This is a genomic window from Pseudoalteromonas sp. BSi20311 (genome assembly GCF_000239875.1).
GTDB lineage: Bacteria > Pseudomonadota > Gammaproteobacteria > Enterobacterales > Alteromonadaceae > Pseudoalteromonas.
Window position 1 is genome coordinate 15,840 of sequence record NZ_BADU01000154.1, and the last position, 23,816, is coordinate 39,655.

The 23,816-nt window shown below is 38.1% G+C and carries 25 protein-coding genes; 17 read left to right on the forward strand and 8 right to left on the reverse strand.

Annotated features, from left to right (window positions below; all coding sequences use genetic code 11):
* Nucleotides 1-81: 81 nt before the first annotated feature.
* From P20311_RS15545 to P20311_RS15595, 11 genes are all read left to right on the forward strand, one after another.
* On the forward strand, nucleotides 82-450 hold the full coding sequence (locus P20311_RS15545) for an MAPEG family protein (protein WP_008464784.1): 369 nt from the start codon (nucleotides 82-84) through the stop codon (nucleotides 448-450).
* Between the two features lie 6 nt (nucleotides 451-456).
* On the forward strand, nucleotides 457-1,353 hold the full coding sequence (locus tag P20311_RS15550) for a transporter substrate-binding domain-containing protein (RefSeq protein WP_008114632.1): 897 nt from the start codon (nucleotides 457-459) through the stop codon (nucleotides 1,351-1,353).
* Nucleotides 1,354-1,359: 6 nt separating this feature from the next.
* Nucleotides 1,360-1,998 (forward strand): sulfotransferase, encoded by a 639-nt coding sequence (locus P20311_RS15555; protein ID WP_008114633.1) that lies wholly within the window; start codon nucleotides 1,360-1,362, stop codon nucleotides 1,996-1,998.
* Nucleotides 1,999-2,066: 68 nt separating this feature from the next.
* Nucleotides 2,067-2,639, forward strand: coding sequence for a tRNA-(ms[2]io[6]A)-hydroxylase (locus tag P20311_RS15560; protein ID WP_008114635.1), 573 nt, complete (start codon nucleotides 2,067-2,069; stop codon nucleotides 2,637-2,639).
* A 183-nt stretch (nucleotides 2,640-2,822) separates the two neighbouring features.
* Nucleotides 2,823-3,791: an ATP-dependent 6-phosphofructokinase gene (locus P20311_RS15565; RefSeq protein WP_008114637.1), complete on the forward strand. Its 969-nt coding sequence runs from the start codon at nucleotides 2,823-2,825 to the stop codon at nucleotides 3,789-3,791.
* Nucleotides 3,792-3,830: 39 nt separating this feature from the next.
* The gene (locus P20311_RS15570) at nucleotides 3,831-4,244 is read left to right on the forward strand and encodes a DUF1090 domain-containing protein (RefSeq protein ID WP_008114639.1); all 414 of its coding nucleotides are present in this window, start codon (nucleotides 3,831-3,833) and stop codon (nucleotides 4,242-4,244) included.
* A gap of 321 nt (nucleotides 4,245-4,565) precedes the next feature.
* On the forward strand, nucleotides 4,566-4,949 hold the full coding sequence (locus P20311_RS15575) for a response regulator (protein WP_008114642.1): 384 nt from the start codon (nucleotides 4,566-4,568) through the stop codon (nucleotides 4,947-4,949).
* Between the two features lie 8 nt (nucleotides 4,950-4,957).
* On the forward strand, nucleotides 4,958-5,863 hold the full coding sequence (locus P20311_RS15580) for a MoxR family ATPase (protein ID WP_008114646.1): 906 nt from the start codon (nucleotides 4,958-4,960) through the stop codon (nucleotides 5,861-5,863).
* 4 nt (nucleotides 5,864-5,867) lie between these two features.
* Nucleotides 5,868-6,854, forward strand: a complete 987-nt coding sequence (locus P20311_RS15585) for a DUF58 domain-containing protein (RefSeq protein ID WP_008114647.1) — start codon at nucleotides 5,868-5,870, stop codon at nucleotides 6,852-6,854.
* Entirely contained in the window at nucleotides 6,847-8,820 is a 1,974-nt protein-coding gene (locus tag P20311_RS15590; RefSeq protein WP_008114648.1) for a DUF3488 and transglutaminase-like domain-containing protein, read from the forward strand. The genes P20311_RS15585 and P20311_RS15590 overlap by 8 nt, the downstream gene beginning before the upstream one ends.
* On the forward strand, nucleotides 8,817-10,139 hold the full coding sequence (locus P20311_RS15595) for a Na+/H+ antiporter family protein (RefSeq protein WP_008114649.1): 1,323 nt from the start codon (nucleotides 8,817-8,819) through the stop codon (nucleotides 10,137-10,139). The genes P20311_RS15590 and P20311_RS15595 overlap by 4 nt, the downstream gene beginning before the upstream one ends.
* A gap of 198 nt (nucleotides 10,140-10,337) precedes the next feature.
* Here the strand turns inward: P20311_RS15595 and P20311_RS15600 are convergent, their stop codons facing one another.
* The 3 genes from P20311_RS15600 to P20311_RS15610 are packed head-to-tail and all read right to left on the reverse strand — an operon-like array spanning nucleotide 10,338 to nucleotide 12,446.
* Entirely contained in the window at nucleotides 10,338-10,772 is a 435-nt protein-coding gene (locus tag P20311_RS15600) for an acyl-CoA thioesterase (RefSeq protein WP_008114650.1), read from the reverse strand.
* A 5-nt stretch (nucleotides 10,773-10,777) separates the two neighbouring features.
* Entirely contained in the window at nucleotides 10,778-11,596 is an 819-nt protein-coding gene (locus tag P20311_RS15605; RefSeq protein ID WP_008114651.1) for a M23 family metallopeptidase, read from the reverse strand.
* Entirely contained in the window at nucleotides 11,589-12,446 is an 858-nt protein-coding gene (locus P20311_RS15610) for a 6-carboxytetrahydropterin synthase (RefSeq protein ID WP_008114652.1), read from the reverse strand. Before P20311_RS15610 ends, P20311_RS15605 begins: the two co-directional genes overlap by 8 nt.
* 195 nt (nucleotides 12,447-12,641) lie before the next feature.
* Here P20311_RS15610 and fabA point away from each other — a divergent pair, with 195 nt between their 5' ends.
* Entirely contained in the window at nucleotides 12,642-13,157 is a 516-nt protein-coding gene (gene fabA / locus P20311_RS15615) for a bifunctional 3-hydroxydecanoyl-ACP dehydratase/trans-2-decenoyl-ACP isomerase (protein WP_008114654.1), read from the forward strand.
* A 63-nt stretch (nucleotides 13,158-13,220) separates the two neighbouring features.
* Here fabA and rmf read toward each other — a convergent pair whose 3' ends face one another.
* Nucleotides 13,221-13,391 carry a ribosome modulation factor gene (rmf, locus tag P20311_RS15620; RefSeq protein WP_008114656.1) on the reverse strand — a complete coding sequence of 57 codons (171 nt, stop codon included), beginning with the start codon at nucleotides 13,389-13,391 and terminating at the stop codon, nucleotides 13,221-13,223.
* 377 nt (nucleotides 13,392-13,768) lie between these two features.
* Between rmf and P20311_RS15625 the strand changes: the two genes are divergently transcribed.
* The 3 genes from P20311_RS15625 to P20311_RS15635 all read left to right on the forward strand — a co-directional run bounded on the left by P20311_RS15625 (nucleotide 13,769) and on the right by P20311_RS15635 (nucleotide 16,201).
* On the forward strand, nucleotides 13,769-14,410 hold the full coding sequence (locus tag P20311_RS15625) for a TetR/AcrR family transcriptional regulator (protein ID WP_008114660.1): 642 nt from the start codon (nucleotides 13,769-13,771) through the stop codon (nucleotides 14,408-14,410).
* Between the two features lie 309 nt (nucleotides 14,411-14,719).
* On the forward strand, nucleotides 14,720-15,712 hold the full coding sequence (locus P20311_RS15630) for an MDR family oxidoreductase (RefSeq protein ID WP_008114662.1): 993 nt from the start codon (nucleotides 14,720-14,722) through the stop codon (nucleotides 15,710-15,712).
* A gap of 72 nt (nucleotides 15,713-15,784) precedes the next feature.
* Nucleotides 15,785-16,201, forward strand: coding sequence for a VF530 family DNA-binding protein (locus tag P20311_RS15635; RefSeq protein WP_008114664.1), 417 nt, complete (start codon nucleotides 15,785-15,787; stop codon nucleotides 16,199-16,201).
* Between the two features lie 56 nt (nucleotides 16,202-16,257).
* On the opposite strand, the gene P20311_RS15640 is transcribed toward P20311_RS15635, so the two are convergent.
* Both P20311_RS15640 and P20311_RS15645 read right to left on the reverse strand, forming a co-directional pair.
* The gene (locus P20311_RS15640; protein ID WP_008114666.1) at nucleotides 16,258-16,689 is read right to left on the reverse strand and encodes a DUF3859 domain-containing protein; all 432 of its coding nucleotides are present in this window, start codon (nucleotides 16,687-16,689) and stop codon (nucleotides 16,258-16,260) included.
* A gap of 56 nt (nucleotides 16,690-16,745) precedes the next feature.
* Nucleotides 16,746-18,563, reverse strand: coding sequence for a phosphotransferase (locus P20311_RS15645; RefSeq protein WP_008114667.1), 1,818 nt, complete (start codon nucleotides 18,561-18,563; stop codon nucleotides 16,746-16,748).
* A gap of 231 nt (nucleotides 18,564-18,794) precedes the next feature.
* Here P20311_RS15645 and P20311_RS15650 point away from each other — a divergent pair, with 231 nt between their 5' ends.
* Together P20311_RS15650 and P20311_RS15655 are read left to right on the forward strand one after the other, a co-directional pair.
* Nucleotides 18,795-20,312: a leucyl aminopeptidase gene (locus P20311_RS15650; RefSeq protein ID WP_008114669.1), complete on the forward strand. Its 1,518-nt coding sequence runs from the start codon at nucleotides 18,795-18,797 to the stop codon at nucleotides 20,310-20,312.
* A 183-nt stretch (nucleotides 20,313-20,495) separates the two neighbouring features.
* On the forward strand, nucleotides 20,496-22,040 hold the full coding sequence (locus P20311_RS15655) for a methyl-accepting chemotaxis protein (protein WP_008114671.1): 1,545 nt from the start codon (nucleotides 20,496-20,498) through the stop codon (nucleotides 22,038-22,040).
* A gap of 40 nt (nucleotides 22,041-22,080) precedes the next feature.
* On the opposite strand, the gene P20311_RS15660 is transcribed toward P20311_RS15655, so the two are convergent.
* On the reverse strand, nucleotides 22,081-22,629 hold the full coding sequence (locus P20311_RS15660) for a cytochrome b (protein WP_008114672.1): 549 nt from the start codon (nucleotides 22,627-22,629) through the stop codon (nucleotides 22,081-22,083).
* A 498-nt stretch (nucleotides 22,630-23,127) separates the two neighbouring features.
* Complete coding sequence (locus tag P20311_RS15665; protein WP_008114675.1) at nucleotides 23,128-23,811, reverse strand: DUF4386 family protein; 684 nt, start codon at nucleotides 23,809-23,811, stop codon at nucleotides 23,128-23,130.
* Nucleotides 23,812-23,816: the final 5 nt, after the last annotated feature.

Below are 23,816 nucleotides of genomic sequence, written 5' to 3' on the forward strand. Positions count from 1 at the left end.
CATAAATCACTCTACCACAAATGGTGATTTTACTGCTTTAGTTATGTGTTATTATTGCTTAAAAATTAAATGGAAAATACTGTGATCATATCAAGTTATGCCGCTTTACTGGCACTATATTATATTTACTTGAGTATTAATGTTGTAAAAATACGCAAGGCTGAAGGCATTTCACTTGGTAATGGGAGTCATCCTGCACTTGAGCGTGCAACTCGGGCTCACGGTAACTTTATTGAGTACGTGCCAATTAGCCTAATTTTACTGTTCTTATTAGAGTATCAAGGGTTAGCGAGTCACTATGTGCATGCACTCGGTGGTTTGTTATTTATTAGCCGTGCGCTTCATGGCTCTGCTATTAGTACTAACAATTTGAAAGCACGTGTATTAAGTATGATGATGACATTTGCTATTCTTTTTGTAAGTTCCTTAATTTTATTGTTAAGTCGATAAATAAAGATGCGATTCGCTATTGTTTTTATAAGCTTATGTTTTGCCACTTCGTTGGCGTCATTTGTAGGGGCAATAGAAAATGACAATAGCAATCAAAGTATTGATGGTTTAAATTATGTTTATCCTAAAACGATGCGAGTGGGTGAAGATGAAATTCTTTATCCGTTAGTTTTATTGAGAACGGCCTTACAATACAGCGGCGCAAAATATACATTAAAAGCATCGAGTATTTCTATGCCTCAAAGCCGCTCATTAAAACAAATTATACATAATGATGAAGTCAACGTTGCATGGACCATGACTTCACAGCAGCGAGAAAAAGAGCTATTGCCCGTAAGAGTGCCTATTTTTAAAGGTTTATACGGGTGGCGTTTACTTGTCACTACACAGAATAAACAAAAACAATTATCAAGCCTAAAAAAAATTGATGACTTTAAAGGTATCCACTTTATTCAAGGTCACGACTGGCCAGATACTCAAGTTTTATTAGATAGTGGATTAACGGTATCAACATCAATTGAATACAGCTCATTATTTAATATGTTAATAAAAGGCAGAGGAGATGTATTCCCTCGATCGTTGCTTGAAGTTGAAACGGAGCTAAATACCTTTAAAGGTGATGCAAAACTTACAACTCTTCCTCAGTTAATACTGCAATACCCAAGTGCAATTTACTTCTTTTTTAGTAAAGATACGCCCGAGTTGGCCTATGCAGTTGAAAATGGCTTAGCGGTCATGCGTAAAAATGGCGAGTTTGACCGCTTATTTAATGCGTATCATCGCAGTGCCATTGAGCATGCAGATATCAAAAATAAGATTATTATTAGATTAGAAAACAAAAACTTACCCTTACTAACACCACTTGATAATACTTCACTTTGGTTTTCAGAAAAAGACATGTAAAACCCCATGAAACAAAAAATATTTATTATTGGCTTACCGCGAACCGGTACCACCAGTGTATGTAATGCATTTTTACATTTTGGTATACCAACTGCTCATACTGCATACACTACCGCCTGTTTTGATAATGCGGTCGCAATTGCAGACACCCCCATATTTAACGATTTTAAAGTATTAGATAAATACTATCCTGGCGCAAAATTTATATATTTAGAGCGAGAGCTTACTACATGGATACCATCAATAAGACAGCTTTTACAGCGAATGCACACTAATTTAATCCGTACAGATGGTGGCTTTAACATTCATTTAAAGCGCTGTTATTTAAATACATTTAAAGACTTTTCACTAGAGAATATAAATAACGATCAGTATTTAACTGATTGTTATAACGTACACATTAATAATGCTAAGGCTTATTTTAGTAATCGAGAACATGATTTTTTAGCGATAGATATTGCCAACCCTAACAGTTTTAGTCAGCTTTGTGATTTTTTAAGTATTACCTCTGAGTTAAATGGCTTTGAAAAAATGAATATGGGGGGTAAGGTCACCGCGTGGAATGATATAAAACATCCATTAAAAATTGAGTCGACCGCGAAAGGGCGGATAGATAAATTTTTACCTTATGAGAGACAAATTTAAACCGCGAGCAAAGATTTTTATTTTTAAATACGCTAAAATCCACGCATTATTTTATAAGTTGTATCCATATGTTTGAATTAAAATACCACACGCCATTTGAATGGACCGAAGTTGTTTTAGCCGACTTTGAAACTTTTTTACAAGACCACGCTGCTGCTGAAAAAAAAGCATCGGGCATGGCTATGTCTATGCTTTCACATTACCCTGATAAGCGTAAATTAGTTAAAGCCATGACTGACTTAGCCTTAGAAGAGTTAATTCATTTCAAGCAAGTGCTGAAATTACTCATTGAGCGTGATACTAATTTAGGTGACGATAAAAAAGACCCTTACATTAAACAAATTCGCGCACACTTTAGACATGGACGCGATGGATTTTTAATGGATAGGCTACTCGTTGGCGGTGTAATTGAGGCGAGGGGACACGAACGTTTTTCTTTAGTTGCCGAAGCCTTACCAGAAGGAAAAGAAAAAGATTTTTATGTTGCGATAGCCAAGTCTGAAGAAAAACATAAAAACCTATTTGTTGAACTTGCTTACGAATACTTTGATAAACAAGAAGTTGATGATCGTTTAGAAGAGTTATTAATAATAGAAGCAGAAATTTGTAAAAATATACCATTTACTGCTGCTCTACATTAATACCTAACCACGGCATGTTGACATCAAGTTAGCATGCCAATATAAGTACTTCCCTCTATTGTTATGAAAAATATTGTTTAATAACACATAACTAGATCAACTTTACTGCACTTAGTTAACACTGCCTAACAATAAACAGCTATTATCATTTTAATGTATAGCTTGCTTTAAGGACGTGAACCGATGCAACCAATTAATCATATTGCCGTGCTTACCTCTGGAGGTGATGCTCCAGGGATGAACACCGCTTTATTTGCCATCGTAAAAACCGCTCAACAACAAGGCATAAAAGTGTCAGGAGTTCGAAAAGGATATGAGGGTTTAATTGATAATGATTTAGTGACACTTGATTGCAAAAACCTGCAACAAAGTATGCACTTGGGCGGTACCGTTTTAAAAACCGCACGTAGTGAAAGGTTTAGAACTGAGACAGGCAGACAGCAAGCTTTAGCTACAATTGAACATAATAATGTTGATGCCTTAATTGTCATAGGTGGCGATGGCTCTTTTAGAGGCTGTTTATGGTTATCACACATAACCAATATCCCTTATATTGGTATTCCCGGCACCATAGATAACGATATTGCAGGCACAGACTACACCTTAGGATTTGATACGGCAGTAAACACATCAATGCAATGTATTGATAATATTAGAGATACAGCAGAATCTCATAATAGGGTGTTTGTTATTGAAGTTATGGGGCGTGATTCCGGATATATTGGTACTTATGCAGGGCTAACTTCTGGTGCCGACTCAATATTAATTCCTGAAAATGATAAAGACATTGATGATTTATTGCTAAAGATTAGCGATTATCACAGTGAACACGCATTTATCGTGGTAGTGTCTGAAGGCGACGAAATTGGTGTTGAGCATGTGTGTGAAAAAATAGCTGCTGTAAATTCAAATATAGATTTACGTGTAACTAAACTAGGGCACTTACAACGAGGTGGTAATCCATCAGCGGCTGATCGTATGTTAGCAATTAGACTGGCTGTACAAAGTGTAAAAGCATTATGTGCTGGGGAAACCGCTATAATGGTGGGTATTTTAAATAACAAAGTATCAAATACTCCTATGCAAGATGTTGTAAAACAACACGTTATTAGTGACGAGCTACAAGGGCTGTTATCTGTATTTTGTAGATAGTAATTAAATAAGCATAATATCCAGAATGAGAAACTATAAATGAAATATTTAAGAGGTATAGCAATAAGCCTGTTATTAGTAAGCTCAGCAAGTGTGTTAGCTCAAAACAATTGTATGAATTTAAACGGCTGTGAAAAGAAAGCCTGTGAAGTTAACCAAGAATTATTAATTGCAAAACAACAAGGTAATGATCACAAAGTCGCGGGCCTTGATAAAGCACTAAAGAGTATAAATTCACATTGTAGCCACGAAGGATTAATTACAGAGTTACAACAAAAAATAGATAAGACCAGTATCGAAATTGAAGAATATAAAGCTGATATAAATAAAGCTAAGCAACAAGGCAAGTTCGATAAAATTGAAAAGTATCAGCAAAAGCTAAATGAAAAAACTAAGCAGCTACAACAATTAACTAATGAGCTTAATTGTTTAAACAAAGCAAATAGCGCGTAGTGAGTTTTATAGTTGAATACATCTTTATGGGAAAAGGGCTCAGATACAGTGATAATAACGTGCATAAACACCGTGCCGTTAGCTTGTTAAAGTATTAATTTACCCTATTTAACATAATATAAATTATAGGTAGTAATATTTAAGTGCATGTGTGGCGCTCTATTTTAATAACTTCAAGCTCACTAAGTCCAATACCAGACGGTATCGGACATTAAGTGCATTTAAACGACTATTACGGTAATTCATAGTTATCACCTTGAGGTTCCTTAATGCTTGGCTTAATATTAAACCACAAGCCGTAAAAAATGTTGAAGTATTCATATGGAATTTGTACGCCCACTCGAACCAATTTTAATTATTGATGATGTTAAACAAATCCGTGCTGACTTAAGCCAAGTGTTAGCCGGCTTAGGTTTTGATGACATTATTGAGTGTGATAATTTTGATTGTGCTAAACCCTTACTTAGCGAAAAATCACCCAACGTTATATTTTTAGATGTTGATTTACCTAATTCTGAAAGCATCGAAATTTTAGAGTCGATTAATAACGAGCACCCATATGCTCATGTGGTTATGTGCTCAGGCCATAATAGTTTTGAGACCGTACAAAATACTTGGGAACTTGGCGCAAAAGAATTTATAGCCAAGCCTTTCAACGCGCAAAAAGTTGATGCCGTAATGAAACGTTTAGAACTGATAGATTAAAGGACATTATGCAGCACCTAGTTACCACTATTATTGATGACCTATCTACCGTTATATTTGGCAAGCAACAACAAATAAAATTAGCATTAACCTGTTTGTTTAGTGAAGGTCATTTACTAATTGAAGACTTACCAGGTATGGGTAAAACCACTTTATCGCATGCATTAGCTGCTGTTTTGGGTTTATCGTATCAACGTATTCAATTTACTAGCGATTTATTACCCGCTGATATTATTGGTACCAATATTTTTAATAATAAAGAACACAGTTTTTCATTTCATAAAGGCCCGATTTTTAGTCAAGTTGTACTTGCTGATGAAATAAATCGTGCGGGTCCTAAAACCCAAAGTGCTTTATTAGAAGCCATGGAAGAACAACAAGTGACCGTAGATGGAGAAAAGTACCCGCTCCCTACTCCGTTTTTTGTTATTGCTACTCAAAACCCTTTATATCAAGCAGGAACTTATCCGCTGCCAGAATCGCAATTAGACCGTTTTTTAATGCGCATAAGCTTAGGTTTTCCACCTAAAAACGCTGAAAAAAGATTACTATTAAACAATCAAAAGCGCGATTACTCCCAATTACCACAGCGAATTAACCAACAACAACTTAAACAAATACAAGAATCTATAGCTAATATTACGCTAAGCGCTCCGGTTGTTGATTATATAATTGAATTAGTGACTTACACTCGTGAGGCTCAATCGTTATCAGCTTCTCTTTCACCAAGAGCAAGTATGGCATTGGCAAAATCAGCAAAAGCATGGGCCTATATTGAAGGTCGAGATTTTGTACTTCCCGAAGATGTACAAGCGGTATTCTCTAGTGTGTGCCAGCATAGATTAGATTTGCACAGTGAAGCGGGCAACAACCAAATTGCAGACATTTTAAAACATGTTTTAGTGCCCGTTTAAAACAATGGGTATTTTTAAAATAAAACGCCCTACTTTTATCCATGCTATAAAAAGTGCAATTTTAACGGCCTTATTAAAAAATAAGCACAAAAAAAATAGCATCACTTTAACGCATAATACTACTTATGTTTTGCCTTCCACACTGGGTGTATATTTTACGATAGTTGCGCTATTAAACTTTGTAATGGGAATTAATTATCAAAATAATTTAATTCTGTTTATGGCGTACTTAATGTTTGTGATTATTATTTTTGCCTTGTTGTTAGGTTACAGCAACGCAAAAGGATTAACTGTTAGCTTTAAATATGCCATTGAGAGTTATGCACCTCAGCCACCCCAATTAGTGTGGCAAATAAAAGCAAACGACATATGTCAGTCAATTACTTTAAGTTATCCAAATAATTTTGAACACACCTGCTATATAGAGAGTGTTAAAACCGACGCTATACAATGCCAGTTATCATTACCTTATTTAAAGCGCGGACGCTATTCACTAAAACCAATAAAAATTGCCAGCAATTATCCATTTGGTTTGGTTAGTGTATGGAGTTATATTCAACCTAGTCATGCGGTTTATGTTTACCCATCAATTATTAAAACGCTTAATCAACAATTAAGCCAAATGACTGCTAATGATGATGAAGGAGCTGAAAAACACCAAGGCGATGACGAGTTTGAAAGTTTAATTACTCATTTGCCTGAAATGGGGTTGCAGCGAGTTTCGTGGAAACACTACGCAAAAACTCAGCAATTATTAGTAAAGCAATTTAGTGATTTTAAATCTGCCGAGACACAATTTGACTTTAATTTAATGACTGGCGATACCGAGCAACGCTTAGGGCAATTGTGTTACCTAGTATGCCAAGCGTTTGAAAGCGACATTAATTACTCGTTGAAATTGCCTAATATGGTCATAGAAAATGGCTCCGGTAATTTTCATCAGCAACGCTGTTTACAAGCCTTAAGTAGTGTAGACACTGATTATGAATAAGATCAAAAATCAACGCGTTATAAATTTTTCTCTGTCATTTATTTACTTAGGGTTAGTGAGTTTTTTTATAGAGCACTTGCCCCTGCCCTTTATTATTATGCTTAGCATGTTATGTGGCTGGAATATTTTTTTAACCCTTAAATACAAACAAAAGCCCAATGCGTGGCTCGCAAACGGACTCGCTGCAATAGCATTAATTATTATGCTTAGCAGTATTGGCTTTAAAGATACCGTGGTACTGTTTGTTGCCATGCTTTTGCTGTCATGCGTTTTTAAATTACTACAGGCAAAAACAAAGCAGCATTATCAATTGATCATCACCCTCACATTCTTTTCACTTTCAGCAGTGTATTTGTTTAGCCAAACTATTTTTACTACTTTAATTATTAGCACACTGTATGTTTTAAACTTTGCGGTACTGGGTTTGCTCGAATCGAGTCATAGTTTAAAACTGTCATCGAAACAAAGCGCTAAAATAATGCTGCTGGCTTTTCCTTTGGCTGTTGTGCTCTTATTATTTTTACCAAAACTCCCTGCATTTTGGCAATTACCTGGGCCAAAAATGGCGCAAACAGGCCTATCTGAACAAGTAGACCCATTTGATATAGCTAAATTATCAAACTCTGATGAATTGGTGTTTAGAGCTAAGTTTGATGATAACTCACCCTCTACCCCTTATTACTGGCGCGCTATTGTACATGATGAATTTGACGGTAAAGCTTGGAAAACATCTTCATTTTTAAAGCAAGCAATGATGTTGCCAACCCAAAATAGCAGCAATGAAAATAGCACTCAATACTCAATAATTGCTGAGCCAGCAATGGCTGATTGGTTATATGGGATTGGCTATGCCAACAGTGACAATGAAAATGTAATTTCCAATTCAGTGGGTTTACTGCGTAAAAAACAATATAAATCCAAAGTGTTGCAATATTCCGTTAGTACTAAACCATTATCTAGTAAAAAACTTAATAGTGTAGAGCAGCGTTTTTATAAAACGCTTTCAGTGAGTAATAACCCAAGAAGTTATCAGCTGGCGCAACAATTAAAAAACAGTAGTGCTAGCGCCGATGAGCTTTTTAATAAACTGCTAGATTATTTTTCGCAAAATAATTTCAGCTATACTCTTACACCAACACCTATGCGCGGCGATGATACCCTTGATCAATTTATGTTTAACAATAAGCGCGGTTTTTGTGGTCATTACGCTAGTGCAGCAGCCTTTATTTTTAGAAGTGCTGGTTTACCAGTACGGGTAATCAGCGGATATTTAGGCGGCGAGTACAATCAAAGCAATGACTATATTACTGTTCGTCAATACGATGCGCATGCTTGGGTTGAGGTTTATACTAATGCAGGCTGGAAAATATTTGATGCAACAGCGGTTGTAGCCCCCGAACGACTAAATGGTTCTTTATCGCAAAGTGCAGCATTAAATGACGAATTTAAAAATAATATTAATTTTGGTTTAGTTAGCTTAAGTAATTATGCTGCCATAAACTGGCTACGCCTTGAATTAGAAAACCTAGATTACCAATGGTCTAGTTGGGTGCTGGGGTTTGATAAAAACAAACAACAAGATTTATTAGCGGCCCTATTTGGTAACACTTATATTTGGTTAGTACCGCTAGGGGTTATTATTGTTTTAATTTTAAGTTTTAGCGCTTATTTTATTTATATAAACCGCCCCAAGGTTACCACCAAACAACCTCCCCTGGTAAACGAGTACTATCAACTACTAAAATGGGCTAATAAGCAGGCTATAAACTACCCTGAAAATGCCCCGCCAGTTCAAACTTTACTGCACATTAGTCAACATGCCCCCTATGCAGAGCAACAAATAACCGCCTTTTGTCACTTATTTGAGCAAGTACGCTATGCGAGGCAACCATTTACCAAAGAACATAAAAATCAGGCTAAAGATCTGATAAAATTAATTAAATCTATAAAACAGAGAAATCTATGAACGCAGTTATTATTGGCGTTATTTTAATGCTGGGACTCACTTTAGTCCGTGTAAATGTGATTGTTGCAATGACAATAAGTGCACTGGTTGCTGGATTAACCGCTGGCATGGGATTGAAAGAAAGCATTGATGCGTTTAATTCAGGATTATCGTCAGGTGCAGAAATAGCGCTCAGTTATGCTATGTTAGGCGCATTTGCCGTCGCAATTTCTAAGTCAGGCCTAACACGTATTTTAGCTGCGAAGTTATTAGCTAAAGTTAATGCACAAACAGGTTCGAGTGAAACCCTGCTCAGCTATTTTATCCTGTTTATTATTTTGATTTGTGCTATTTCTTCACAAAATTTAGTCCCTGTTCATATTGCGTTTATTCCTATTCTAATTCCGCCGCTATTAGTGGTGTTTAACAAATTGCGATTAGACAGACGCGCTATTGCTTGTATTTTAACCTTTGGTTTAGCCACCTCGTATATGGTACTCCCTTATGGGTTTGGTGGAATTTATTTATACTCTATATTACATAAAAACCTAGTGGATAATGGCCTTGAAATAGTCAATACCAGCGTACCTTTGGCAATGATTATTCCTGCTATTGGCATGTTCGTGGGGTTGTTAATTGCGCTGTTTATTACTTATAGAAAACGCCGAGAATATACAAATACCGCCCTTACCGTTGAGAGTAAACAAACAGAAATTGCTAACCCCAAAAAAGTAATGATGGTTGGTTTATTTGCTGTTGTTGCGTCGTTAATTGCTCAAAATGCCAGTGGCTCTATGATATTAGGCGGCCTAGTTGGTGTGGTTATATTTAGTGTATTCGGTGTGGTTAAGTGGGAAGAAAACGGCGACGTATTTAGTAAAGGCGTGACAATGATGGCCATGATTGGTTTTATTATGATCTCAGCACAAGGTTTTGCCGCGGTCATGAAAGAAACTGGGCACGTAGCCAGCTTAGTTCACAGTAGCGCCGCTATTTTTGATGGTAATAAACCCATAGCAGCCGCTGTTATTTTATTAGTCGGCTTATTCATAACGATGGGAATTGGCAGCTCGTTTTCAACGGTGCCTATTATTGCCACCTTGTTTGTGCCTTTATGTTTAGAGCTAAACTTTTCGGTTATGGCAACCGCTGCACTTGTTGGTACTGCTGGCGCATTAGGTGATGCCGGCTCCCCTGCGTCTGATTCTACATTAGGGCCAACATCAGGACTTAATGCTGACGGACAACATGACCATATATGGGATTCGGTTGTGCCAACCTTTATTCACTTTAATATTCCGCTATTGGTGTTTGGCTGGATAGCCGCTATGGTTTTATAATTATGTAAAGGCGTGCATTGCACGCCTTTTTATTAGTCTCATTTACTACTTTAATACGCCCTCCTTATTGAAAAACTAATACTTTTTATTATATTCAATTGCTAAGTTGGCCATTAGATAAATACAGTATGATGTGTTCTTTATGGTTAATAATATAAGCACCAATCATGGTGCTTATATTATTTTTACTGTTAGGTGTTATAACTCAAAACCATGCAGCATTTTGTCACACACGACAGGTGTTGGCCTGTGGTTATCATCAACAGCAACAAAGGTAAAGCTGCCTGTAATGGCAGAATGCTTATTATCTTTGTGCATGGTTTCTAAAAATATTTCAACATCTACCTTTAAGCTGGTATTACCAACATGCGACACTTTTGAGATTAATTCGGCAAATGAACCTGCCGGAATAGCCTCTTTAAAATCTACTCTATCTGATGAAATAGTTACCAATGGTTTACGACAAAAACGGGTGGCAGCTATAAAAGCAACCTCATCCATCCATGCTAATGCATCACCACCAAATAACGTATTATGATGGTTAGTACGCCCAGGAAATACTGCTTTTGTCACCGAGGTGGTTGAATCTTTTATACGCTGCGCAATAATGGCTTCGCGCTCTACTTGAGTCATAATCTCTACTTTTTGTTTGCTAATGTGTCTTGCATTAATAATGCAGGGTCAAGGCGTTCGCCTTGCCAATTAAATCGCCAATCTAAATGCGGGCCAGTTACACGGCCAGTAGCACCTATTTCAGCCACCTTTGTACCTTGTTCAATTTTCTGCCCTACTTTTACATCAAGCTTGCTTAAATGAATATAAGTAGAGGTAACCCCATGACCATGATCTAAAATTAATGTGCCACCTGAGTAATATAAATCGGGTTCTGCAAATACTACGGTACCGCTGATCGGCGCATACACAGGTGAACCTGTTTTGTTTGCTATATCTAAACCAAAATGAGGCCTGCGAGGTTCGCCATTAAAGTAACGTTGGCTACCATACACACCTGAAATACGCCCTTTTGCAGGCCTAAGTACTGGTTGTAAAAAGTATTCTAAATCAGAGTTAACAGCGCGAGCCTTTCTTACGGCAACGGCTTCACGGCTAATGCGTTCACTCACCGCTTTTGGTGGCGATACGTATTTTTTAGCAACACCAGTAATTTTATCTATATTGTAATCGCGAATAGTTATAACTAAATCTTGGCTGTGGCTTTTACCGCTGTTATCTACCCAGCTTAATGTATGCACAGGTTTTGCATCTCGGCCAAAACCAAATACAAATAAGCCACTGTCTGCAAGCTTTAACAACTTACCATTAAGGCTCACCGACTTAGCGTTTTCTAATTGCCCTGTTACTAGTCCGCCTTGAGTTAAGTGCCCTTTTAGCTCAAGCGCCATAGCACTAAAGCTAGTTGATACGATTAACGCCGAAACTAATAAGGTTTTAAGCATAACTAATCGACCCCTTACCAACGCCTTCGTAGGCGGTAATTTTAACGTCTTTTTCTGGGTGCTCTAATTTCACTTGGCTGGCAATGTAGTCAGCAATGCATTCTACCGTGGTATCAATCGGTAAAATGTCGCAACGCGATTCACTAATGGCCATTTCAAAATAACCTTGCGCTGCAGTATACGCAAAACAAACATCATCATTTTTAGCTGTGATATGTTTTAATTCAGAAGCGGTAATTTGATCTTCACTAGTTGCTAAGTAAATATCACGCCACTTATCAGCCCACTGTTTTTGCAAACGAGGCATAGAAATACCGCCTAGGCTTATACCAATTTGTGAGCGATGACCATGAATAATACGCTGGCAATTACCATCATGCTTTTTAAGGCCATGACTATAGTGGTAATAAAAACTCTGATTGTGCTCAGGCTTTAACACCAATTCGATTTTTTCAATATTATCAGGAAGCTGTGGCAGTATGGTGGCAACCAAATACTCTGTCACTGATTCAACGGTAATTTCATCAGTATCTATTAAACAATATGCTTGATGTGGCGCGCTCATTGCAAGGTGCTTGTTATCAGCAAATGTACAATCTAATGTTTTGTGATCAGCAAATTCGTTAATGCTGCCGTTTATGTTGTTAGGAACAGCTAAACGGTGATCAATACACTCATCAATAATGCCTTTAATTTGCTTTTTAACTAAGCCAAAGTCTAACACCATAGACTCTTCGTTTAGTTTGCCATGTAAAGTCAAATCAACAATCCAACTTTCGCCAACTGCACCGCGTTTATTGCATAAGTAAGAAAAATCAATCACAGTGAGTGAGTTAACAAAAAGGGTCATAAATTTCCTTTAAACTGATTAAAAGTCAGCCCTAATTATAATGATTTCTGTTAGTAATTGCGCGGTTTAATCATACTAAAATCAGTTGCATTAACTGATTGCTTATAATTAAACCATTTTTTAACTGCTCCGAGTTGTTTAGCGTACAAGTGTACGCTAAAGTACGGGGCAATTTCTAAGCAAAGATAAAGTGTTATGGAACCTAAAAATAGCTATACAAAAGAAGATTTGATCCTTTGTGGTCAAGGTGAAATGTTTGGTGAAGGAAACTGTCGTTTGCCAAGTGACAACATGTTAATGATGGATCGTATCATTTCAATTACCGATGACGGTGGTGAACATGGTAAAGGTCAAATAATTGCAGAGCTAGATATCGACCCTAGCCTTTGGTTTTTCGACTGCCACTTTAAAGGCGACCCTGTAATGCCGGGTTGTTTAGGCTTAGATGCTATGTGGCAACTTGTAGGCTTTTTCTTAGGTTGGTCTGGTGGTCCTGGTCTTGGTCGTGCATTAGGTGTGGGTGAAGTTAAATTTACCGGTCAAATATTGCCAACGGCTAAAAAAGTAACCTACCGTCTAGACATGAAACGCGTAATTAAGCGTAAATTGTTTATGGGTATGGCTGATGGCACCGTAGAAGTAGATGGCCGCGTTATCTACGAAGCAAAAGATTTAAAGGTAGGCTTGTTCCAAGATACCAGCGCGTTTTAAGTTTAAAACACGTAGCAAAAAGGCCTCCATTTGGAGGCCTTTTTGCTTTAATTAGTTATGAGTTTATGTTTTATACATATTGCGATTTTCTATTGCCTCGCGCCAACCACCAAGCCACTCAGACTTAGGATCAACTTGTTGATAAGGGCAGTGCTCTTTTGAGCGACCAGCTAAACCAGCTTTAAAACCTTGAGAATGAGCTCTTTCTAAACGATCTCTTTTCTGTCTCTTCATCGGTAAAATCCTCACCTTTATATTTATATTTTTGTAGCATTAATTTCATCTACATTTAATAAATAGCTAATAAAAATGTTTAATTCAAACTGTAAAAGCAATTAATTTGTTTGACTTTAACTAAGCTGCTGATGCAAAAATGAATTAACATTAAAAAACTTTTATTGCGTGATTTATTGTTTAATCGCAGCAATAAAATGGCTAAAACATACACCTCAAAAATTTTTGGTTTTGTACTTATGTACCATTTATATGACGCGATAAATTAGTCTAAGTTCCCAATTAATTTGTAATCGAAAAATAAACCAACATCGTTGTTTTAAGAATATTGCAAATAAACACTTGATTAATTAAAACCGATCGGTCTAATATAAGCCATGAACAAAATATCAGCAGTTACAACTAGGCGTGGCCGCCCACCTAAAATAGCCAGAGACAACGCAGATACTAAAGCGTTGCTTTTGCGTGTGGGATTAGAAACCCTAACTGAGTTTGGCTTTAGTGCCACAGGGCTCGACACCATATTAAAAAAAGCTAAAGTTCCTAAGGGCTCGTTTTATCATTACTTTAAAAGTAAAGAAGCATTTGGCTTAGCTCTGGTTGATGCGTACGACGCGTTTTTTATAGCTAAACTTAAGTTTTATTTAGAACAACCTGAAGTACCGCCCCTAGAGCGCATTGTTAACTTTACTCAAAGTGCTATTGCCGGAATGCAAAAGTATGATTACAAACGCGGTTGTTTGGTAGGAAATTTAAACCAAGAACTCAATCATTTAAGTGACGAATTTAACGCCCGTTTGATGCAAAGCTACAATGCCTGGCAAGCACAGTTAACACAGTGCTTAGACTTGGCTCAACAGCAACACTCTATCAAAGCTGATATTGATACTACACAAATGAGTGAATATTTTTGGATTGGTTGGGAAGGCGCTGTAATGCGAGCTAAACTAACACAATCAAGCAAACCACTGACTTTGTATACAGAAATGTTTTTACGCGCATTACTTAGGGTCTGTTGATCTTTCAAGGTTAAATTTGCAGCAGTCTGTTTGGTATTTAGGCAAGGCAGAGCCTATGTGGTGTGGTTATTCCCCATAAATAGGCGATAACGCAGCATCAATGCCAAACAGGCGCTGTCCTTTGGGTTCTGCCTAGGGGCGATTTACTCTTTGTTGCTCGGTTTTGACTTAGCCCACTAGGTTACAAACCTCGCGCCGCAATTAAACCGTCCCTAGTTTGAACAAATTTTAATCTACAAAGGTCATCAGACCCTTGTTAATGCATTTTTTATTACTAATTTAAAGACGATCGGTCTAAAAGGAAATCTAATGAGCAATTCTATTAAAGCTATTGTTATAGATAAGCAAGACGACAACTACAGTGCCACTTTAAGCAGCATAAACAGTGACGATTTACCAAACGAAAATGTATTAATTGACGTACTGTACAGTACCCTAAATTACAAAGATGGCTTAGCCATTACTGGCAAAGGTCCTGTAGTTCGCAGCTTTCCTATGGTACCTGGCATTGATTTAGTGGGGACAGTTACCAACAGCGACAGTGAAGAATTTAAAGCTGGCGATAAGGTTATTTTAAATGGCTTTGGTGTTGGCGAAAAACACTGGGGTGGCCTAGCCCAAAAAGCGGCTCTTAGCAGCGATTGGTTAATTCCCCTACCCGCTAACTTATCTGCTAAACAAGCTATGCAAATTGGCACCGCGGGTTACACAGCAATGTTGAGCGTGATTGCCCTTGAAAAACAAGGGATCACCCCTGACTCAGGTGAAGTGTTAGTCACCGGTGCCAATGGTGGCGTAGGCAGTTTTGCTATTTATTTACTAAGCCAGCTAGGTTATCAAGTAACCGCAGCAACAGGTCGCATGGAACAAGCTGACTATTTAAAATCATTAGGTGCAACTAATGTAATTGATAGGAACGAGTTTTCAAACTCAGGTAAACCACTACAAAAAGAACGCTTTGCTGCTGCAATTGATTCGGTAGGTAGTCACACACTTGCTAATATTTGTGCCTCACTTAAATACGGTGGTGTAGTAACAGCTTGTGGGCTTGCACAAGGTATGGATTTGCCAGCGTCTGTGGCGCCATTTATTTTACGTGGTATTTCTTTGATGGGTATTGATAGCGTAATGCGTCCTAAAGCGGATCGTGTTGAAGCATGGGATCGTTTAGCATCCCTAGTTAGTAGCGATTACTTAGATAAGATTTCGACCGAAATCACACTTGATCAGGTTATTGAAAATGCCGAACAGCTAATGCAGGGGCAAATTCGTGGTCGTGTTGTGGTTAATTGTCAAAGTTAAGCTTTTTTGCTATTAAACTCTCGTTATTAAATTTATAATACTGGCCGTATTTTTAATAACGAGAGAACACCTATGAGCAACCAAGAACTTTTCAGTAATAACCCACTGCAAGGCGTTAAATTAGAGCAAGTGGTTGAAGAACTGGTTGAGCAATATGGGTGGGAACTCCTACATGCCTACTTACAACTCAACTGCTTTAAAAATAATCCTGACATTAAATCTGCGGTTAAATTTTTACGTAAAACTGAGTGGGCACAACAAAAAGTAGATAATTTCTATTTGTATCGCCTAAAAAACTTACCTCGTCCAGATGACGTACAATACGAACTACCGCCACGCGACCGTATTATCCCTGAAGGTGACAAACCGGGTGAACCATGCGAGTTAAGTTTTTCTGATGCTAAGCGTATTCAAGAGAAAAAAGCAGCCAAGCAACGTGCCCGTACTCGTAAACAGCGTTCAAATTCAAGTAACCCTTGGGGTAACTAAGCTAATTTCATAAAAGAGCTAACTTTATTGTTAGCTTTTTTTGTTTATTGAGGAAATTAATAGCCTCGGTGTTTCCAAAAATCATCTTCTGTTTTGGTCTGTTCATTAGTTAGATTAAATGTTTTATCCGCAATAACTTTTCCTGCTAATGATAAGGTCATACGCCAGTTACCTATTTTATCTTCTATAGGCTCCCACACGGTGTCGCCTAAATAAAACGACCAATCGTTATCTTTAACGTATACATTCCCCTCAAAAGGCAGCATCACTTCGCCATCGGCATCTATAATACCGGGGTGATAAATACAATAATGTAGCTTTTCGCCTTTGGCTTTTTTGATATTTACTATTAGGCCAAATTCCACATCAATACACGCGGTTACCTTTGTGGTGAATTGCGTGATTTGTGGTAACGCTTTGTCAGCTTTGTCCCAGTTGGTATATATACCGTAACTTTCTAATGTAATTTGTGGTTTAGATTTTGCCATTTAACTTTCTATTTTTTCTTTCTATTGTTAAGCCACCAGCCTCAGCGAGTGATTTATTAATTAAGTAGTTGTTTTGGATTTTTAGGATAATAATTGCTGGGTTGCTGCTCGCATAAACTAAACTCGCGAGTATTTTTATACGGCAACTTCATAAAACCAGCTACCCCCACATCAGTTATATTAACCGCGTACTGCATGAGTTTATTTAGCAAACGTTTAAATTCAACTTCTTTGCTAGCATCGAGTAATCGATAGTAATGGTGAATCTTCATCCTATCTGGTAGTGCTTCAAAAATAATACAACCCGTATGATGTATCTGGTTTAGCTCAAATACACATTTAATCACCTTTTTAGGCAGTTGCAGTTGTTCATCGGGATCTTTACCATCTTCAAAATATGAGTGTGGACGGGTTACATCGCTGGCTTTTACATTAACCACTTCATAGTCAAGCTCAGGTAACTGGTTAAATTTAAACGCACCGGTGCCATCGCGTTCTAGCTGAATCGTTTTACGGGCATCAAATAAACAACACTTAAATAAGCCCTTTTGACTAATCGCTTGTGCCAGCATTACAGTATTATTTACCGCATCAGTAAACGCGGTTGCTAAAGCTTCATCGTGCATAATAAGTGATGACTCAACATACAAAGAATCATCTTTCCAATGAAAACTCAGCCCCCCTACTACTGGGTATTTCGCTAAGCGACTAATTGACGATAAAAACGCTTTTTCGGTATCCCCAGTATCAAACAAAAATTCTTTGTAATACCTATCTAACTGAGCATCGTTTACATCTAACAATTGCTGTTTATGGTCGGCTTGGCGTAAAAACTGTTTTCGGGAACTATATACAACGGTTTCGGGCTCAGGATCTTGGCTAAACCAAAAAGGAATGCGTGCTTTAGTGTCTTGCTTTGGTAGCTCTGGTAAAAATGCTTTTGCCATAGCTTCTATGTTACGCATAAAATAGTCGCCGGCTTTATCCCTTACACTACGCTCTTTTGAAAGCATGCCGTCAATTACATTCGCCAGCTCTTTAGGGAGCATTAAACTACTGGCCGGAATAGCCTGAGCACCAAATCGACAAGACTGAGCCGATGCAAGTGCATACAAAGTTGATGCAACCCCCTGCTCATCAAAACGAGGGGATGACTTTTCACCAGACATTTGCGCATCACCAATAAAATACACATCACCCATTCGCGCGTTAGTAGTGCTTAAATCACCCGACATTAAATCCATAAAATTACTGGCAATTGGGTTGCCTTGTTCATCTACTTGGGCATATACCGAACTACCCCAATCAACCAATGAAAGCTGCTTGGCATTTTCATCCCAAACCAAGTTAGAGGGTTTAATATCGCCATGCACAATAGGTTGTGGGCTTAATCCGTTTTTATGATGACGTAAATCAAGCAACACATTTCTCAATTTTACCGCTAAGTTCATTATTTTTGCAGCAGATAGCCGCCCTTGCTTAAGTGATACTTTTTCAAGATCTTCACCTATTGCACGAGCCATCATCAAAATGCCCTGTTTTTTTATTCGCTCAAAACCATAAAATTTTGGTATTAGCGGATTATCAATTTGAGACAGCATATACGCTTCGTCTTCAAGGCGGTCTCGTACACTTTGCGCCAGCGTTATTCTTGAAAATTTAAACACCCAAGGCAGGCCATGTTCATCATCACCCGCAAATACAAAGCCAAACGCACCCGAACCAATCATTTCAACATTTTTATAGCCAAGTAGTGTTAGCTGTTTAATACAAATGTTAAGCCATTGGCGATGCTTTTTAGCATCACGGTGCGATAACAAATAAACAGACTGTTCTTCGTTAATATAAAAGTTGCGAATTTCTTTTGCTTTCAATGCAGATTCTCTAGGTTGGTGGTTAAAAGCTGCGTAATGCCTTTATGTTTGATAGTAACGCGGCCGTTATTTTTATTAAACCTTTAAGGTCACTATTGACTTACAAAACTTATATTATTTACTAATGATTTTGACGTATATCGCTGATATTTGCGGTTTCACCGTATCCTACTTACCCATAACAGCCTAAATAGGGTAAAACACCCCTTTAAATTATTCTTAGGTTAAAAAATGAAACGTATTATAAAAGCCTCTTCAATCGCGCTTGCACTGGGTATGTGTATTAATGCACAAGCAGCAGACTTTAACTTTTCTACAAAAGTAGACAACGATGCAAACACGCTGGTTGTATTTTATAGCCAAGATGGCAACAACAGCCAATTTAAATCACTTGATAAACAATTCGATGGCCAATTACAACGTGTTATCGATATTGAAAACTTCACTGGCGATTACGCAAAAGTCACGCAACTTGTCGCGCCTAGTAAAAGTAACTACAGCCGTATTTTGGTTGTAGGTACAGGTAAAGCAGACGAATTAAATAAAGCAAAAGCGGCTAAGTTAGGCGGTAATATTCATGCTCGCCTAGTTAAAGCTAAAGTAGGCACTGCCAGTGTTATTTTTGATGATGTAACTGGCGCAAATGATAATGCTGCGCTTGCTGCTAATTTTGCCCACGGTGCAAATTTACGCGATCACCGTTTTGAAAACTACAAAAAAGAGCCAAACACTGAAACTGTTAGCTATACGTTTGATGTTGATAACACCAAGCAAACTCGCAAGCTTTACAGCCAATTAGAGAGTATTCAAGCAGGTGTATTTTTAGCACGCGATTTAACCTCAGAAGTGGCTACCGAAATGACGCCGGTTGATTTTGCCAATGCAGCAAAAGAATTAGCTTCGTTAGGTGTTACTATCAAAGTATTAGAGCCAAAAGAGCTAAAAGAGCTAGGCATGGGCGCATTAGAAGCTGTAGGTAGAGGTAGCCAGCAAGGTGCACGTTTAGTGGTAGCTCATTATAAAGGCTCTGACGATGCCCCTATTGCCCTTGTTGGTAAAGGTATTACGTTTGACTCAGGTGGTTACAGCATTAAAACCGGTGCGTCTATCGCACGTATGAAATCAGACATGGCCGGTGCTGCTGCAGTACTTGGTACTGTAAAAGCAATGGCGTTAGCTAAAGCCGATAAAAACGTAGTAGCTGTTATGGGCATGGCAGCTAATATGGTGTCGCAGTTTGCTGTAGCGCCGGGCGATGTTGTTCGTACAGCTGAAGGCTTAAGCGTAGAAATTTTAAATACCGACGCCGAAGGCCGCTTAGTATTAAGTGATGCAATGTGGTATGCACGTGAGCACTACAAGCCAGAGATCATGATTGATGTTGCAACCTTAACGGGTTCTAAAATTCGTGCTGTTGGTAATGAATACGCAGCGGTATTCTCTGATGATGACACGCTAGTATCGCAACTTACCCTTGCAGGTAAACAAGTAAACGAAAACCTATGGCGTTTACCGTTAGGTTATAAAGATATGTTGAAGTCTGACATTGCTGATATAACAAATGTAGGTTCAGGTGGCCCTGGTGCAACCACAGCCGCTACTTTCTTAGAGCATTTTGCTGGTGAAACCCGTTGGGTACATATCGACATCGCTGGTAATGCATTAGTGAAAAAAGGCAAAGATGAGCTTTCACCTGGTGGTACAGGTTTTGGTGTACGTTTACTAAGCGAATGGTTATTAGCTAACTAATCATCATTAATTTGATTAATTAAAAGCGCCAAAATGGTTTACTGTTTTGGCGCTTTTTACATTTTAGCTGGGTTGTTTTATAACTAAAGCATCATAAAATAAAACGTTAAATGGGTTTTATTATTTGATTTTGTTTAATTTATAGGCAAAGATAAAAAATCAAACAGTAACGAGGTCAAAGGAATGAAAATAACCTACCTGCTCTATAGTATTTTTTATTTATCTATTTGTTTTCTTTTTTATTTTGAACAGCTCTCCGCCATTGCCTCAGCAATTATAGTGCTGTTGTCTGGTTTCTTTTATATAAAGCCTGCCACTTCAAAAACAACTCATAACCACGACTCAGCGCCTAAACAAAGCTTCACCAATAAAATTGCGCAAAACATTACAAAAGCCACCTCGCAAAATGCCATAGGGGCTGCTGAAGTATCGTTTTATGTTGATAGCTTATCTAAAGAAATAGACGCCTGTTATAAAGAAAGCGAAACGGTGGGGCTTGCAACCCAAGCGCTATCTCATAATAGCACTGAGCTCAGCGACAACATGACCACCATAAACCAAGCAATGCTTCAAACCGCCCAAGCATCTAGCACTGCCGATAGTCGCTTACAAACAGCAACCAAACAAATAGAGTCACTGGGCGACTCAATTGATAACGTTGCCTTACAACTCGATATTTTATTAAAAGGCGCAAACGATATACAGAGCATTACCCAAGTTATTCAAAATATTGCAGAGCAAACCAATTTACTGGCGTTAAATGCGGCTATTGAAGCCGCACGCGCAGGTGAACAAGGTCGTGGCTTTGCAGTTGTTGCCGATGAAGTGCGTAACCTTGCAAATAAAACCAACGACGCCACTAAGCAAATTGCCGATATGCTCACTCAAATTAATGCTAACAGCATAAAAACCAATGACGATATGAAACAAGTATCCCAAAACAGTGCCACAGTAAAGTCTGAGCTTGAAACCGTCACTGAATCGTTCATTGCTATTAATCAAGATATTGGCTCATCATCTGCGGCACTAGAGAGCATGCATCAAGGTGTTGCCACATTTCAGCAAGCAACCACACAAATTAATAGCTCAGTAACTAGCATTAGCCATTTACTCGGTGAGGTAACCACTAAGAGCGGTTCGATAGCGCAGCAGGCTTCATCACTGTCATTGGGATCAGAGTTAATTTTTAGAGAACTTGACAGCATAGAGCATGATGCGTTTTTCAAACCCATATTAGAAGAAGCCACAAAAGCGAGTAAAAAAATTAGTGAATGCTTTACCCAGTGGATAGCCAGTAATAAAATTACGCAGCAGCAACTGTTTAGCCAAAGCTATACACCTATTGCTAATACTAAGCCGCCCAAATATTCCACTCATTACGACGCACTATGCGATCAAACATTGCCAGCAATCCAAGAGCCCATACTTGATAATAAAGAGATAATATTTGCTGGCGCTGTGGATAAAAAAGGGTATTTTCCAACGCATAATAAACGTTTTAGTCAGCCTCTTAGCGGCAACTACGAACAAGATTTAATTAATAATCGCACTAAGCGAATTTTTAATGACCCCACAGGCATTCGCTGCGGTAGCCATACAGAGAGCTTTTTATTACAAACCTATAAGCGCGATACCGGCGAGATATTGCATGATCTATCGGTGCCAATATATGTAAACGGTAAACATTGGGGTGGGTTTAGAATTGGATTTAAAAGTATTAAACATTAAAAAAGGGAGACTCTGTCTCCCTTTTTACTGTTAACTTTTATTATTTAGGCAAACGCATTCGCGATACCGTATTATCAGCCAAAATGTAATGATGAAATAATGCAGCCGCTGCATGTAAGCCTATTACGTAATAACCAACTTCGCCCGCTGTTTCGTGTATTTCTTTAATGGTTTTACCAAGCTCTTTGTTTTCACTTGCCAATGGAGGCAGCTCTAAACCAAAAAATGGCACAGGTTTACCTGCTAAACTCAAAATTAGCCAACCAGCTATAGGCATAGCAAACATAAACACATACAGCGCAATATGAACAAATGTAGCTAATTTATTTTGCCACTTTGCAGGCTCAGGTTGTATAGCAGGTGCTGCGCCACCCACTAAACGCGCAACTACCCTCACACTAACTAAAGCTAGCACCGATAAACCCAACATAAAGTGCCACATTTTAAAGGCATCACGCGTTTCAGTGCCTTTATCAAATAATTCGCGAAGTTCAATACTACCGTACACAGTCACAATTAAAATAAACATCAACCAATGCAAAGCAACAGAAAGTGTATTGTAATGAGTATCTGTATTTTTAAAATTCATAATACCTCCTAATAAACGCATTAAAGTTAAAAGCTCACTTATGCGTATGAGTACATGTTTACAGGCTAACCTTTAATCACTCACAGTTTAATGATCTGAAACATAAAATGAGTTACTAAGTCAGTTCAATGGTTTAATGATTCTGGAATTTAAGTATTAGTTACAATAACTGAGCAAGCTTAAAATAAACTTAAATAGTAGGCAAAAAAACGACAACCTTAAGTTACGGTTTTAAACAATTAACGTGTTTTAAAAATAATAAACAGCAGCAAATGAAAGAGTATCGAGAACGACGAGTGATTTAGACTAGCCAAAGCTTGAAGAATTGGCTCTTATGATGCCTAAAGTCAAGATTTAACCCATTTGGTTCACCATGCTTGGAACTTCTCGCGCATTTCATCGGTGACGATGCAAGATGAGGCAAGGCAGCCAAAATTGACTAACAGAAGTAGTAAAAAAAGTTAACCGCATTTATCAATTCCTTGTTCGTACAACGCCTCAATCAGCCGACGCGTTAGCGGTCTGCTGGATTGATTTGTTAGCATTTTCCTCGGTTAGTAAACATATACCCAACCAAATAAACCAAACAATTTGTGATACGCCAAATATTTCAGTAAATAGTTTGTCAGGATAAATCGTTGCAATGCCCGCTATGCCTACAAAATATCCGAGATAGTTAAGTGACCGGGGTAATCTGCCCTCTTGTATAGCTGCTACGCTAATCAATAAAACCCAAAGTCCGCCAACTAATTCATTTCCACCACCTATACTTTCTGTTATCACTGAAACGATTATCCACATATCAAGAGCTTTTTCTGGATTTGCATCCATCAGATCGATTGCATGATCAAGCCCGATATTCGAAATCATTCCACTTGCAATCACCAGACCGACCCAAATGCCCCCGAATAGAGATCCAATAGCAATTAAGGGATTAACTTTATGTTTAAGCCTCTCATACATACCAATAACGAGTATGGCCAGAAAAATGCCAAACACCACGTACATTAGAAAATAGATCATTGAAAATAGAAGTTGATTTTCTGCCATGTAAGTCATTTTTTCGACTGGACTACCATCAACCGGATATGACCAAAAAGCCCCAAAATACACAAAGGCTGCTATGTAAATAAGCCCTTGGAAAATTGCTGCGATACCAGCTAGTTTTTGTAGACTCTTCATTTTGC